Here is a 13,045-nt window from a genome sequence, read left to right on the forward strand (position 1 = left end):
CCGCATACTCGCAGCGTTATTGCATCATGCAACGGGGCTATGCTGAGCGCCAGAGAAAACCCTCAGGACCGCCGTCATGCCCGACACTCACACCCCGCCCCGCCGCGCACTGTGGTTACCGATCTTCGCCGGCCTGTGCGCCAGCCTGGTCAGCATCGGCCTGGCGCGCTTCGCCTATACCCCGCTGATCCCCTCGCTGATCCAGGCTCACTGGTTTGCCGCCAGTGACGTGGTGTACCTCGGCGCCGCCAACCTGGTGGGCTACCTGGTCGGCGCCCTGATCGGACGGCCCCTCGCCCGACGCACCTCGAACACGGCCGCCTTGCGACTGATGATGGTGGCCGTGACCCTGGCGTTCTTTGCCTGTGGCTTTCCCTTGTCGTTGCTCTGGTTCTTCGCCTGGCGCCTGCTGTCGGGCATCGCCGGGGGCGCGATCATGGTGCTGGTGGCGGCGACGGTGTTGCCCCACGTACCCGCGGCGCGTCGGGGCCTGGCCAGCGGCGCGATCTTCCTCGGCATCGGCCTGGGCATTGCAGGCTCCGGGACGATTGTGCCGCCGTTGTTGAGCCTGGGTTTGCAACAGACGTGGTTCGGCCTGGGCCTGTTGGCGCTGGTATTGACGGCAGCGAGCTGGTTCGGCTGGCCTTCGGGCACCCTGCATGAAGCGGCACCGCAAGCCAACGCATCCGTCGCGACCCCGCCGGGCGTATACCTGCTGTTTGGGCAATACGCGTTCATGGCCGCCGGGCTGGTGCCGGCCATGGTGTTCCTGGTGGACTACGTCGCCCGTGGCCTGGGGGCCGGGCCGCACGTCGGGGCGATGATCTGGGTAATGTACGGCCTGGGGGCGATTGTCGGCCCGGTCACGTATGGATTTCTCGCCGACAAGCTCGGTGCGCGCCTGAGCATCCGCCTGGTGCTGGCGGTGCAGGCGATTACGATCGGCCTGCTGCCGGTCTCCAGTTCGTTCACCGCGTTGGCGCTGCTGGCGGTGATCCTCGGTTCGTTCCCGCCGGGTATCGTGCCGCTGGCATTGGCGCGGGTTCATGAGCTGGTGCCCAACCATCACCATCAACAGCTCGCCTGGAGCCGCGCTACGGTATCTTTCGCCACTTTCCAGGCGCTGGCAGGCTTTGCCTACTCGGCGCTGTTCAACGGCAGCGGCGGCCAGCATGCCCTGTTGTTCATGATCGCGGCCGGGGCCATCGTGGTCGCGCTGCTGCTGGAACTGGGCATGATCCTGCTGAACCGCCGCCCGTCAGAGGCGGTCCCAACCCATACGCTCATCGCCACAGGAACTCTCGAATGACGCTCCCGCACGAAATGACCCTGATCGAAATCACCCAGCCCGGCGGCCCCGACGTCCTGCAACCGCGGCGGGTCGCCATACCGGTGGCGGGCCCCGGCGAGATCCTGATCCGTGTGCAGGCGGCCGGGGTCAATCGCCCGGACGCCTTGCAACGCGCCGGTAAATACCCGCTGAAACCCGGCATGAGCCTGATTCCGGGGCTGGAAGTGGCCGGTGAAGTGGTGGCGCTCGGCGACGGCGTCAGCGCATACGCCATTGGCGACAAGGTGTGCGCCCTGACCAATGGCGGCGGCTATGCGCAGTTTTGCGCGGTGCCCGCCAGCCAGGCGTTGCCGATCCCCGAGGGCATGGACTGGATTCAAGCCGCCGCCGTGCCGGAAACGTTCTTCACGGTATGGTCCAACCTGTTCGGCCTCGCCGGCGCGCATAAAGGCCAGCGCGTGTTGATCCACGGCGGCACCAGTGGCATCGGCACCACCGCGCTGATGCTCTGCCGCGAATTCGGTATCGAGGCCTTCGCCACCGCCGGCAGCGCCGACAAATGCGCCGCCATCGCCAAGCTGGGCGCCGAACCGATCAACTACCGCGAGCAGGACTTCGCCGACGTCATCGCGCAGAAGACCGCCGATCAGGGGGTTGATGTAATCCTCGACATCATGGGGGCCTCGTACCTGAACAATAACCTCAAGGCCCTGGCCATGGACGGTCACCTGGTCATGCTCGGCTTTCTCGGCGGCGGCAAGGCGCATGACGTCGACCTGCTGACCATCCTCGGCAAACGCGCGGTGATAACCGGTTCACTGTTGCGCCCCCGCACCCGCGAGGAAAAGGCCGTGATCGCCGAACAGCTGCGCGAACAGGTATGGCCTATGCTGGCCGCCGGGCGTTGCCTGCCGATCATCGACAAGGTCTACGCCTACACCGACGCCGCCCAGGCCCATGCCCGGATGGAAGGTGGGGATCATATCGGCAAGATTGTGTTGCAGGTGGCGTGACGCCTGATGCAGTCACTGTCGGGCCTTGGCAGGGCCCGACAGCTCGCACGAGAAATGACCTATTGGGCATGCACCGGGTAATCGATATAGCCCACTTCATTGCCACCATACATCCCCTCCGCCCGCAGCGGATTCAACGGCCAGCCATTGAAGAGCCGTTGCGGTAAGTCCGGGTTGGCAATGAAGGGCCGCCCGAACGCAATCAGGTCGGCCAACCCCGCGTCGACCAACCGCGCACCGCGCTCGGCGGTGTAACGCCCGGCGTAGATAATCCGCCCGGTGAAGGTGTCACGCACGGCCTGACGGAACGTGTCGGGCAGGTCGGGAGCGTTGTCCCAGTCGGCTTCGGCAATCGAGACATAGGCGATGCCCGCCGCTTGCAGCACCTTGATCGCTTCCAGGTAGGTGTGGTGCGGGTCGTCTTCCACCAGGCCGATGTACACGCGGTCCTGATCGGTGCCGCTGAACAACGGCGAAAAGCGCACGCCCAGGCGTTGCGGGCCGACCACCTGGCTCACAGCCTCGACAATCTCCCGCAAAAAACGCAGACGGTTGTGCAGCGAACCACCGTACTCGTCGTCGCGCTGGTTGGCGTGGGCCGAGATGAACTGGTTGACCAGGTAACCGTTGGCCGCATGGATCTCCACCCCGTCAAACCCGGCGTCCAACGCATTGCGTGCCGCCTGTGCGTAGTGCCCGACCAATGCCTTGACCTCAAGGGTGGTCAAGGCACGGGGCACGGGCGGTTGGACCAGTTCACCCTGGCCAGGCCCGGTGGCGATGAACGCCTTCGCCTGTTCGGCCTGGAGCGCGGACGGTGCGACGGGCGCGGCGCCGTCAGGCTGCAACGCATTGTGGGACACCCGGCCCACATGCCAGAGCTGGGCGAAGATCACCCCGCCTTCGGCATGCACCGCGTCGGTGACGGTGCGCCAACCGTCGATCTGCGCCGGGGTGTAGATGCCCGGCGTCCAGGCGTAACCCTGGCCACGCGGCTCGATCTGGGTGCCCTCGCTGACCATGAAACCGGCCGAGGCGCGTTGACGGTAATACTCGGCCATCAGCTCGGTGGCGACATCGCCGGGTTGCGCGCTGCGTTGACGCGTCAGCGGTGGCAGGACGACGCGGTTGGCCAAGGTGTGATGCCCGAGTTTTATCGGGGTACTTAAAACACTGTGGGTCATTTGAAAGATTCCAAATTCAGGACGAGCGAAACCGTTGGCGGCTCTTGAGAGCCGCCAATCCATGCAGGTTTAAAACCGTTGATTAACTTATGCGGTGAGCTTCAGCAGGGCCTTGGCAACAGCGCTGGAACTGGCAGGGTTCTGCCCGGTGACCAGCAAACCGTCTTCAAGCACAAAGGATTGCCAATCGGCGCCCTTCTCATACTTGCCGCCCAGTGCCTTGAAATCGTTTTCGATCAGGAACGGCACCACATCGGTCAGGCCGACCGCGGCTTCTTCCGCGTTGGAAAAGCCAGTGACGCGACGGCCCTTGACCAGCGGCTCACCATTGACCGCCTTGACGTGGCGCAAGGCACCCGGTGCGTGGCAGACAAAACCGATGGGCTTGCCGGCCCGCTCGAACGCCTCGATCAGGGCGATGGACACCGGCGACTCCGCCAGGTCCCACAGTGGGCCGTGGCCACCTGGATAGAACACGGTGTCGAAGTCGGCGGTGTTGATCGTGTCCAGCTTGACGGTGTTGGCCAGGGCCTGCTGCGCGGCCGGGTCGGCGGCAAAGCGGCGGGTCTGTTCGGTCTGCGCATCCGCTTGATCGCTCGCCGGGTCCAGTGGCGGCTGGCCGCCGGCCGGGGACGCCAGCACCACATCCGCGCCGGCGTCCTTGAACACGTAGTACGGTGCGGCAAATTCTTCGAGCCAGAAACCGGTCTTGCGCCCGGTATCGCCCAGCTGGTCGTGAGAGGTCAGTACCATTAATACTTTCATGTTCCAGTGCCTCGATAGGGTTAAGGTCAGTGTGTGTCAGGGCAACCCAACAGCTGTCGGGTCAGCAGCAGCGCCTGATCAAACGGCGCGGATGTACGGGTGATCTTGCTCATGACGCTGCTCCCCAGCCACAACGCATACAGGCTCCGGGCCAGGCTTTGCGGGGCTTGCGCCACTGTCAGCGAACCGTCTTCGACGCCGCACCCGATCGCGCCGGCAAGCAAGGCGATGGTCCTCGACGTGCCGCGATCCAGGGCCAAGCGCATGGGTTCTGAAAGGTCTGACACTTCCGCACCGAGTTTGACGGCAAGGCATTTGCCCGCGTCGGTGCAGCCGGTCTGGTTGTCGATCCAGCCTTGCCAATAGCGCATCAACTTGGCGCGCGGGGACAACCCGGGCTGCTCGAACAGTTGCGTCATGCCCTCTACGTAGTGATCGAAGTAGTGGTCGAGCAATACCACACCGAATGCATCTTTGGAGTGGAAGTAGTGATAGAACGAACCTTTGGGCACATCGGCGGCTTGCAGGATTTCGTTCAACCCCACCGCAGAAAACCCTTTGGCGCCGACAATCGATTGCGCCGCGTCGAGAATGGTCTGCCGTGGACGTTTGCTGGCGCTGTGCATGCTTCACTCCGTCCGATTAGACCAGTCGTCTAGTGCATGGGGTGAATGTTAGGAGCCGGGCCGGGCGCCCACAATGTCATATCCGCAAGGATTGCGGACATGCGCCGAACCCGGTTGCCGTTTTCCCGGCACGCGCCGACAATCGCCCCTCCCGCCCGCGTTGGAGTATGGCGATGCATAGCGTTGCGCTGATGGTTTACCCGAACTTCCAGTCCCTGAGCCTCAGCCTGGGCTCGGTGTTCGAGTGCGCGAACCTGCTGCGCGGCGAGCCGGCCTACGAGTTTCACCTGGTGTCGGAAAGCGGCGGCGCGGTGATGACGTCCCAGGGGTTCTCGGTGAACACCACGCCGATCCGGCCGCAGGGCTATGACACCCTGATCGTCAGCGGCCACCTGGAATTTCGCCTGCCGGAGGCCAACCTGCTGGCGCTGGTCAAGGCCGCGTCCGCTCAATCGCGGCGTGTCGCCTCGCTGTGCATGGGCATCTTCGTGCTGGCCGAGGCCGGGTTATTGGCGGGCAAGCGCACCACCACTCACTGGATTCACGCTCCGGCGTTTCGCAAGCGCTACCCGGATATTCAGTTGGAAGAAGACAAACTGTTCATCGTCGACGGCCAGATCTGGACCGGCGCCGGCATGAGCGCCGGGGTCGACCTGGCGCTGGCAATGGTGGAGAACGACCTGGGCAGCGACCTCGCCCGGCGTATCGCGCGCAAGCTGGTGATTGCCCAGCGCCGGGGCAGCGAACAGTCGCAGTTGTCGGCGTTGCTGGAATTGGACCCCAAGTCCGACCGCATCCAACTGGCCCTGGCCTATGCCCGCGAGAACCTGACCCACGACCTGTCGGTGGAAGCCCTGGCCGATGTCGCCCGGCTCAGCCCGCGCCAGTTCAGCCGGGTGTTTCGCGAAGAAACCGGGCAGACACCGGCCAAGGCCATCGAATCCCTGCGGGTGGAAGCGGCGCGGGCGATGATGGAAACCAGCCGCCACCCGGTCGAGGTGGTCGCCCGCGAAACCGGCTTCGGCGACCGCGAGCGCATGCGCCAGGCGTTTCTGCGTGCCTTCGGGCAGCCGCCCCAGGCCATGCAGCAGGCTTTTTTCAGCGAGCGCAGCGTTTAGTGCAACGACGCCCGCGTGATCAGGTAACTGGTCAGTTGCGGATCATCGTCCAGTTCGAGGGTCTGCACCGGGCGTGGCAGGTTATCCAGCACGGTGCGCCAGAACGCCTGGGACACTTCATCCTGGTCATAGAAACGCACCAGCCAGTTGGCCGCGCCGCTGCATAGCACCTGGGTGGCGATCGCGCTGCCGATGCCCTTGCGCCGATAGCGCTTGAGGATGAACAGGTCGGCCAGTTCCAGGGCATCGATGCCCGGCAATTCACTGCCTTCGATCAGCAGGAAGCCAGCGATATAACCGTCGACCAGCAGCAGGTTGGCGCTCCACTGCGGGTCGTGCCAATAGCGGTTCAGGTGTTCGTCATGGATGTAGAAACGGCCGTCCGCCTCGACATCTTCCTGCTCCCAGTCCGAGGATTCATAGGCGTAGTACTGGTACAGATTGCGGATCAGCTCGGACGCTTCCGGGCCGGTCTGGATCAATTCGACGGTGGTTTCAGGCATGAGGCTCTCGGTGAAAAAACGCAGGGCGCCATTGTTCACAAAACGCTGCCCCAGTCCAATAGCGGCATGAACCTTTCTACTTGCTGAATCGATTGCAGATAGCTGCCACCTCGCCCGAACCTTCGAAACATTTCGAATAAACTTCGCCGGCTGCCTCTTTTTTTCTCAAGGACATGTACTTTGACCAACGTCTGTTCCGCCGGCCTGGATGTGGGCTTCGCCTCCCTGGATTACCTGCAGATTTTCATCCTGGGCGTGATCCAGGGCATTACCGAGTTGTTGCCGGTGTCGTCCACCGCCCATATGCGTGTGGTACCCGCCCTGCTCGGCTGGCAAGACCCGGGCTCGGCGTTTTCGGCGGCGATGCAACTGGCGGCGCTGGCGGCGGTGGTCAGTTACTTCTGGCGCGATGTGCGCCAGGTGGTCACCGGCAGCATTGGCGCGGTGCGCCAGGGTGACTACAACAATCAGTGGTTCAAGCTGGCGGTGGCGATTGTGCTGGCGACCATTCCGATCTGCATTGCCGGCCTGGCGTTGTCGTCGACCTTGAATGCCTGTAACTCGCCGCTGCGCGGGTTGATGGTGATCGGCATTGCCTGCGTGGTGATGGCAGTGTTGCTGGCGGCGGCCGAACTGCGTGCGCGGCATACGCGGGAGGTGAGCGAAATGCGCCTGCGCGATGCGTTGATCGTCGGTATCGCACAGATTGGCGCCTTGATTCCCGGGGTCTCGCGTTCCGGTTCCACACTGACCGCCGCGCTGTTCCTCAATTTCAAGCGTGAAGAGGCTGCGCGTTTCTCCTTCCTGCTGGGCCTGCCGGCGATCGCCCTCGCCGGCTTGAAGGAGCTGTGGGTGCTGCTGCACGCCGATATGCCGGTGCATGCCTGGCCGCACTTGCTGTTTGGCCTGGTAGTCGCCAGCGTCTCGGCGTTCTTCGCGATCTGGGGCCTGATGAAGTTCCTGGAGCGGTTCTCCACCTGGCCGTTCGTGATCTACCGTGCGCTGCTGGGGATCTTCTTGATCGTGGCGGTCAGCACCGGGTTGTTGAGCTGAGCCTCATCGACCTCAGCGCTCGAAATCGCGCGCATCGTGCCGCTCCGGCAGTTGCTCTTCGAGCGGCCCGGACACCCGGTTGACCCGTCGTCCACGCTGCACCGCCGGGCGCGCCTCGATCGCATCGGCCCAGCGCAGCACATGTTTGTAATCCTGCACCGAAAGGAACTGCGCCGCGTCATACAGGCGGCCTTTGACCAGGCCGCCGTACCAGGGCCAGATGGCGATGTCGGCGATGGTGTAGTCGTCACCGGCAATGTACTCGCTCACGGCCAGGCGCTTGTCGAGCACATCCAGTTGGCGCTTGGTTTCCATGGCAAAGCGGTTGATCGGGTACTCCATCTTGCTCGGCGCATAGGCGTAGAAATGCCCGAAACCACCGCCCAGGTACGGCGCGCTGCCCATCTGCCAGAACAGCCACGACAGGCACTCGGCGCGGGCCGCAGGTTCGGTCGGGAAGAACGCCCCGAATTTCTCCGCCAGGTACTGCAGGATCGCACCGGACTCGAACACGCGAATCGGCGTGGCGCCGCTGCGGTCGAGCAAGGCGGGGATTTTCGAGTTCGGGTTCACCGCGACAAAGCCGCTGCCGAACTGGTCGCCGTCGCCGATCTTGATCAGCCAGGCGTCGTATTCCGCGCCGGTATGCCCGAGGGCCAGCAGCTCTTCGAGCAGGATCGTGACTTTCTGCCCATTGGGCGTGGCCAGCGAGTACAGCTGCAGCGGGTGCTTGCCGACCGGCAGTACCTTGTCGTGAGTCGCCCCGGCGATGGGCCGGTTGATACTGGCGAACGTGCCGCCACTTTCGGTGTCCCAGGTCCAGACCTTGGGGGGTACGTATTCGGTCATGCTCACGACTCCTGATGTGCTTGAGGTCAACGAATCGACCCAGACTAAACCAAAGGTTGGGGTTGCGTCACAACCCAGCCTTCATCCTTGAGCGCTGGGTGGACACTTATCGGTAACGCCTTTCAATTGCCCCAGGTAGCTGTCCACTTCCTTGAACAACCACTGGGAAAACGCCTGCTGCTTGGTGTGCGAACCTTCGCGGGGCGGCCAGACCAGCCAGTAGGGATACGCGTAGGGCACACTGATATCGCCGAGCTGCACCAGTTCGCCACGGGCGATGGCGTCCTGCACCAGGCTGCGCCGCTCCAGGGCGATGCCCTGCCCCAGGCGCACCGCCTCCAGGATCAGGTTGGAATCATTGCTGCATAAGCCGGCGCGCTCACCGGACATCTCGACGCCCGCCGCCTCGCACCATGGCAGCCAGGACTCGGTGCTATGGATGATCGGGCTGTCGACGATCTGCTGTGGTGTCTGCGGCAACTGCCCATGATTGAAATGAGGCGCGGCCACGGCGATCACTTCATCGTGAAACAACAGCCGCTGCTCCACGCCGTCCCAATCGCCCTCGCCCATGCGGATGCCGATATCGACCGATTCCTGATGCAGGTTGGAAATGCTCAGACTGGCTTGCAAGCGAATGCGGATATGCGGGTACAACGCCTGGAACGTCGGCAGGCGTGGGACCAGCCAGGAGCAGCCGAACGAGGGCAGCACCGCGACCACCAGTTCATCGGTCTTGGGTTGGGCCTGGATCAAGCGCGTGGCTTCGGCGATATCTCCCAGCGCCTTGCGAATCTGCAAGGCGTACAGGCGCCCGTCTTCGCTCACCCGCAGGCCGCGACCTTCGCGCACGAACAGGGCCAGACCGACGAGCTCCTCCAGCACCTTGATCTGCTGGCTGATGGCTGAGTGGGTAACGTGCAGTTCCCTGGCCGCCAAGGTCACGCTGCCCAATCGCGAGGTGGCTTCGAAGCTGCGCAGGCAGGTCAAGGGAGGAAATGCGTTCATGTAAGCTCAGCTAACCTTTTACGGTAAAAATAATCGATATTGCAGGACCTACAGCCGCTTTAAAGTTACCTAAATTAACCAATCCTGCCAACTACCCATTACCAAGGAGGCTTTATGAAACTGGTCGGCATGCTGGACTCGCCTTATGTACGCCGCGTGGCCATTTCCCTGGAACTGTACGGGGTGGATTTTGTGCATGAGCCCTTGTCCGTGTTCAGCACCTACAAAGCATTCGCGCGGATCAACCCCGTGGTCAAGGCGCCCACCCTGGTGCTGGACGATGGGACAGTGTTGATGGACTCCAGCCTGATCCTGGATTACCTCGAAACCCTCGCGCCAGCTGACAGAAAGCTGCTGGCGCAGCCCCCCGCGGCACGCGCCAAGGACCTGCAGTTGCTCGGGCTGGCCCTGGCGGCCTGTGAGAAAAGCGTGCAGATCGTCTATGAACACAACCTGCGGCCGGCCGAGAAGCAGCATGCGCCGTGGCTCGACCGCGTCAGCGGGCAATTGCTGGCCGCGTATACGCTGCTGGACAAACACCTGAGCCAGGCCGACAGCGAAGCGCTGACCCAAGCCTCGCTGACGGTGGCGGTCGCCTGGTCCTTCAGCCAGTTCACCGTGGCCTCGGTGGTCAAGGCGGATGCGTTCCCCCATGTGCAACGCCACGCCGAACGCCTGGAGCAGCACCCGGCCTTCAAGCGCTACCCCATCGAGTGACCGGAGCTACACCCAACCGCCATCGACAATGAAGTTCTGCGCCGAACACATCGCTGACGCCTGCGAGGCGAGAAACAGCGCCATGCTGGCGATGTGTTCCGGCAATACGCTGCCAGGCAGGCACTGGCTGCGGCTGATCAGTTCCTTGGCGGCGTCGTCGACCCACATCGTCAATTGTTTTTCGGTCATCACCCAGCCCGGCACCAGCGTATTGACGCGGATACGGTCCGGGCCCAGCTCACGCGCCAGCGCCCGCGTCATGCCGTGGGCGGCGGCCTTGCTGGCGGCGTACACCGGGTAGCCGGCGGAGGCCATCATCCAGCCAACGGAGCCCAGGTTGATGATCGAACCGCCACCCGCACGTTTCATCATCGGCACCACAGCCTTGGCAGCAAAAAAGGCGTGCTTGAGGTTGACCGCGATCAGCTTGTCGAACGTCTCCGAATCAACTTCCTCCAGGGTATGACGCACGTCGTTGGCGGCATTGTTCACCAACACGGTGATCGGCCCCAGGGCGTATTCGAAGCGCGCAATCGCGGCCTTGTAGGCAATCTCGTCGGTGATATCGCAGTGACCGAACTCGACGGTGTGCCCCTGGGCACTCAACAACGCCGCCAGGCGCTCGCCCTGGCCTTGCGCGCGGTCGACGAACGCCACCTTGGCCCCCTGCCCGGCGAAGGCTCGCACCATGAATTCGCCGATCCCCGAAGCGCCTCCGGAAATCAATACGGTCTTGCCCTTGAGGTCGGGATAAACGGCCTGTTCAGTACTCATATCAAGGTTGCCTCGATCAATTAGTCTTATTTTATTTTACGAAATCGGCGTTTAAGGCTATAAATTTGCGGCCTCACCGACAAAATATCGCACATTAGTAGAACTATTCCACTCAAAACAACAAAAGGAAGTTCGACCATGAAGCACCCTCGATACCTGTTGTCCGGCCTCGCCTTGTCCATGCTGATCGCCAGCGGTGGCGCGCAGGCCGCCGGTCTGTCCAGTGAGCACAAACCCTTCGGGAAAACCAACGACGGCACCGCTGTCGAGCAGTACATATTGCGCAACAGCCATGGCATGCAAGCCACGGTCATCACCTATGGCGGCGTGTTGCAGGCGCTGAAAGTGCCGGACAAGCACGGCAAGGTCGAGGACGTGGTGCTCGGCTTCGATGATGTGCAGGGCTATCAGCGCGGTACGGCGTTTTTTGGCGCGACCATCGGCCGCTTCGGCAATCGCCTGGCCGGCGGTGCGTTCGAGCTCGACGGCAAGCGTTATCAGGTGCCGCTCAACGACGGTCCCAATTCGCTGCATGGCGGCGCCCAGGGCTTCGACAAGCGCGTGTGGCAAGCCAAGCCCGTCAAGGACAAGGATTCGGTCGGCGTGACCCTGACCTACCTGTCCAAGGATGGCGAGATGGGCTTTCCCGGCAACCTGACCACCGAAGTCACCTATCGGCTCAACGACAACAACGAATTGCACATCGACTACAAGGCCACCACCGACAAACCGACGGTGCTCAACCTCACCAACCACAGCTATTTCAACCTCGCCGGCGCGGGCAACGGCGACATCCTCAAGCAGGTGGCGACCTTGCACGCCAGCCACTACACGCCGGTGAATGCCACCTTGATTCCCACCGGTGAAGTGGCATCGGTCAAGGGCACGCCGATGGACTTTCTCCAGCCCACCGCCATCGGCCAGCACATCAAGGACGCGCATCCGCAACTCAAATTCGCCGAGCCGAAACAGGGCGGGTTTGACTTCAACTGGGCGCTGGATACCCAGGGCGACATCAAGCAACTCGCCGCCGATGTGTACGACCCCGCCTCCGGCCGTCGTTTGCAGCTCTACACCACGGAACCTGGGGTGCAGTTCTATACCAGCAACTTCCTCGATGGCTCGGTGAAGGGCAAGGCAGGCAAAACCTACCTGCATTGGAGCGGTTTCACACTGGAGACCCAGCACTTTCCCGATGCGCCGAACCAACCGACGTTTGCCTCGACACGCTTGGACCCCGGGCAGACCTACACCCAACGCACCCTCTTCAAGTTTTCCGCCGATTGAGGATGGCGGCGGGCTTGCCGGCGACCAAAACGCTGTCGCCGGCAAGCCGGCGTCCGGCGCTAATGTGATGCAAATAGTCCCCAAAACCGTGCTTGGCTGCTATTGTGCCGCGCTTTGAAAAGCCGCCTACCAGCAAGGAATTGGACGTTGAACACTGACGAAAAAATGACCGGGGACCTGTTCGAGGTGGATAAGCGTCTGTCACTCAAACCCGTGGTGGACTTCAACGCCTACCTGCGCAACGCATTCGGCGACGGCCCCTGCACCTGCGTGCGCTGTGCTGCCGCTGGCGGGGAGGAAACCGGCTATGAGTTCCAGCACACCTTCAACCTCGACACCAAACCCACCCACCGCCGCTTTGCCTCGACGGCCGGCAGCGATGTGCTGTTGATGTTGAAAAAGGCGTGGCTGTCGTACACCAAGGCGGAGTTGCCGCTCAGTGGTGTGCTGGCATTGCCGACGGTGAAGGAGTTTGTCGAGCCACAGCTGCACAAGCGCCTCGCCCCGTTGTTTCTGGCCAGTGGGTTGGCCAAGGATGTCGACGGCGAACTGCGCATCCAACCGCAGGCCATGGCCTGATCCCTCCCTTTGAGCCGCCCTTGAATGTGCGGCTCAGGCGTCGGGGTGATAAATCGAACCGTTGAGTGAGCACAGTAGCGAGCGTCCTACCCTGGGACGCCGCTGTCCCTACGCCAATTCTGCCTATTTCGGCTTTTTCCTTGCGCAAGTTTCATCAGTGGGATCAGCATGGCCCACGATGAATAGCCGCTTGATCGAATAACGCGCCTTCACCACCAAAGCCGAACACCGTCGCACCGAGACGGGCATCCTGCGCGTGACGATGTCGCCCGACTGCC

At 62.8% G+C, this 13,045-nt stretch carries 14 protein-coding genes; 7 read left to right on the forward strand and 7 right to left on the reverse strand.

Annotated features, from left to right (window positions below):
• The first annotated feature begins 76 nt into the window (after positions 1–76).
• Together PverR02_RS19040 and PverR02_RS19045 are read left to right on the forward strand one after the other, a co-directional pair.
• Positions 77–1,309 (forward strand): YbfB/YjiJ family MFS transporter, encoded by a 1,233-nt coding sequence (locus PverR02_RS19040; RefSeq protein WP_079444153.1) that lies wholly within the window; start codon positions 77–79, stop codon positions 1,307–1,309.
• Complete coding sequence (locus PverR02_RS19045) at positions 1,306–2,304, forward strand: NAD(P)H-quinone oxidoreductase (protein WP_079444154.1); 999 nt, start codon at positions 1,306–1,308, stop codon at positions 2,302–2,304. The genes PverR02_RS19040 and PverR02_RS19045 overlap by 4 nt, the downstream gene beginning before the upstream one ends.
• Positions 2,305–2,363: 59 nt before the next feature.
• Here PverR02_RS19045 and PverR02_RS19050 read toward each other — a convergent pair whose 3' ends face one another.
• The 3 genes from PverR02_RS19050 to PverR02_RS19060 all read right to left on the reverse strand — a co-directional run bounded on the left by PverR02_RS19050 (position 2,364) and on the right by PverR02_RS19060 (position 4,879).
• Positions 2,364–3,488 carry an alkene reductase gene (locus PverR02_RS19050; RefSeq protein ID WP_017846692.1) on the reverse strand — a complete coding sequence of 375 codons (1,125 nt, stop codon included), beginning with the start codon at positions 3,486–3,488 and terminating at the stop codon, positions 2,364–2,366.
• Between the two features lie 87 nt (positions 3,489–3,575).
• Positions 3,576–4,253, reverse strand: a complete 678-nt coding sequence (locus PverR02_RS19055) for a type 1 glutamine amidotransferase domain-containing protein (protein ID WP_057004385.1) — start codon at positions 4,251–4,253, stop codon at positions 3,576–3,578.
• A 26-nt stretch (positions 4,254–4,279) separates the two neighbouring features.
• The gene (locus PverR02_RS19060; protein WP_079444155.1) at positions 4,280–4,879 is read right to left on the reverse strand and encodes a TetR/AcrR family transcriptional regulator; all 600 of its coding nucleotides are present in this window, start codon (positions 4,877–4,879) and stop codon (positions 4,280–4,282) included.
• A gap of 173 nt (positions 4,880–5,052) precedes the next feature.
• Between PverR02_RS19060 and PverR02_RS19065 the strand changes: the two genes are divergently transcribed.
• Positions 5,053–5,997, forward strand: a complete 945-nt coding sequence (locus tag PverR02_RS19065) for a GlxA family transcriptional regulator (RefSeq protein ID WP_079444156.1) — start codon at positions 5,053–5,055, stop codon at positions 5,995–5,997.
• Here the strand turns inward: PverR02_RS19065 and PverR02_RS19070 are convergent.
• Positions 5,994–6,500: a GNAT family N-acetyltransferase gene (locus PverR02_RS19070; protein ID WP_026139989.1), complete on the reverse strand. Its 507-nt coding sequence runs from the start codon at positions 6,498–6,500 to the stop codon at positions 5,994–5,996. The genes PverR02_RS19065 and PverR02_RS19070 overlap by 4 nt on opposite strands.
• A gap of 180 nt (positions 6,501–6,680) precedes the next feature.
• Here PverR02_RS19070 and PverR02_RS19075 point away from each other — a divergent pair, with 180 nt between their 5' ends.
• Complete coding sequence (locus PverR02_RS19075; protein ID WP_017846697.1) at positions 6,681–7,553, forward strand: undecaprenyl-diphosphate phosphatase; 873 nt, start codon at positions 6,681–6,683, stop codon at positions 7,551–7,553.
• A gap of 12 nt (positions 7,554–7,565) precedes the next feature.
• On the opposite strand, the gene yghU is transcribed toward PverR02_RS19075, so the two are convergent.
• On the reverse strand, positions 7,566–8,402 hold the full coding sequence (yghU, locus tag PverR02_RS19080; RefSeq protein ID WP_046383028.1) for a glutathione-dependent disulfide-bond oxidoreductase: 837 nt from the start codon (positions 8,400–8,402) through the stop codon (positions 7,566–7,568).
• An 81-nt stretch (positions 8,403–8,483) separates the two neighbouring features.
• Positions 8,484–9,410 (reverse strand): LysR substrate-binding domain-containing protein, encoded by a 927-nt coding sequence (locus tag PverR02_RS19085; RefSeq protein ID WP_017846699.1) that lies wholly within the window; start codon positions 9,408–9,410, stop codon positions 8,484–8,486.
• 114 nt (positions 9,411–9,524) lie between these two features.
• Here PverR02_RS19085 and PverR02_RS19090 point away from each other — a divergent pair, with 114 nt between their 5' ends.
• A complete protein-coding gene (locus PverR02_RS19090) occupies positions 9,525–10,127 on the forward strand; it encodes a glutathione S-transferase family protein (protein ID WP_079444157.1) in 603 nt (200 codons plus the stop codon).
• A 6-nt stretch (positions 10,128–10,133) separates the two neighbouring features.
• Here the strand turns inward: PverR02_RS19090 and PverR02_RS19095 are convergent, their stop codons facing one another.
• Positions 10,134–10,901 carry an SDR family NAD(P)-dependent oxidoreductase gene (locus tag PverR02_RS19095; protein ID WP_017846701.1) on the reverse strand — a complete coding sequence of 256 codons (768 nt, stop codon included), beginning with the start codon at positions 10,899–10,901 and terminating at the stop codon, positions 10,134–10,136.
• Between the two features lie 138 nt (positions 10,902–11,039).
• On the opposite strand from PverR02_RS19095, the gene PverR02_RS19100 reads away from it, so the two are divergent.
• Positions 11,040–12,188 carry an aldose epimerase family protein gene (locus tag PverR02_RS19100; RefSeq protein WP_079444158.1) on the forward strand — a complete coding sequence of 383 codons (1,149 nt, stop codon included), beginning with the start codon at positions 11,040–11,042 and terminating at the stop codon, positions 12,186–12,188.
• 147 nt (positions 12,189–12,335) lie between these two features.
• Entirely contained in the window at positions 12,336–12,767 is a 432-nt protein-coding gene (locus PverR02_RS19105; protein WP_017846703.1) for a hypothetical protein, read from the forward strand.
• Positions 12,768–13,045: the final 278 nt, after the last annotated feature.

The organism is Pseudomonas veronii (assembly GCF_002028325.1).
Lineage (GTDB): Bacteria > Pseudomonadota > Gammaproteobacteria > Pseudomonadales > Pseudomonadaceae > Aquipseudomonas > Aquipseudomonas veronii.

Excerpts from the sequence above, each read along its gene's own strand:
- PverR02_RS19040 (WP_079444153.1), top strand. The coding sequence starts at position 77 with ATGCCCGACACTCACACCCCGCCCCGCCGCGCACTGTGGTTACCGATC.
- PverR02_RS19045 (WP_079444154.1), top strand. The coding sequence starts at position 1,306 with ATGACGCTCCCGCACGAAATGACCCTGATCGAAATCACCCAGCCCGGC.
- PverR02_RS19050 (WP_017846692.1), bottom strand. The coding sequence starts at position 3,488 with ATGACCCACAGTGTTTTAAGTACCCCGATAAAACTCGGGCATCACACC.
- PverR02_RS19055 (WP_057004385.1), bottom strand. The coding sequence starts at position 4,253 with ATGAAAGTATTAATGGTACTGACCTCTCACGACCAGCTGGGCGATACC.
- PverR02_RS19060 (WP_079444155.1), bottom strand. The coding sequence starts at position 4,879 with ATGCACAGCGCCAGCAAACGTCCACGGCAGACCATTCTCGACGCGGCG.
- PverR02_RS19065 (WP_079444156.1), top strand. The coding sequence starts at position 5,053 with ATGCATAGCGTTGCGCTGATGGTTTACCCGAACTTCCAGTCCCTGAGC.
- PverR02_RS19070 (WP_026139989.1), bottom strand. The coding sequence starts at position 6,500 with ATGCCTGAAACCACCGTCGAATTGATCCAGACCGGCCCGGAAGCGTCC.
- yghU (WP_046383028.1), bottom strand. The coding sequence starts at position 8,402 with ATGACCGAATACGTACCCCCCAAGGTCTGGACCTGGGACACCGAAAGT.
- PverR02_RS19085 (WP_017846699.1), bottom strand. The coding sequence starts at position 9,410 with ATGAACGCATTTCCTCCCTTGACCTGCCTGCGCAGCTTCGAAGCCACC.
- PverR02_RS19090 (WP_079444157.1), top strand. The coding sequence starts at position 9,525 with ATGAAACTGGTCGGCATGCTGGACTCGCCTTATGTACGCCGCGTGGCC.
- PverR02_RS19095 (WP_017846701.1), bottom strand. The coding sequence starts at position 10,901 with ATGAGTACTGAACAGGCCGTTTATCCCGACCTCAAGGGCAAGACCGTA.
- PverR02_RS19100 (WP_079444158.1), top strand. The coding sequence starts at position 11,040 with ATGAAGCACCCTCGATACCTGTTGTCCGGCCTCGCCTTGTCCATGCTG.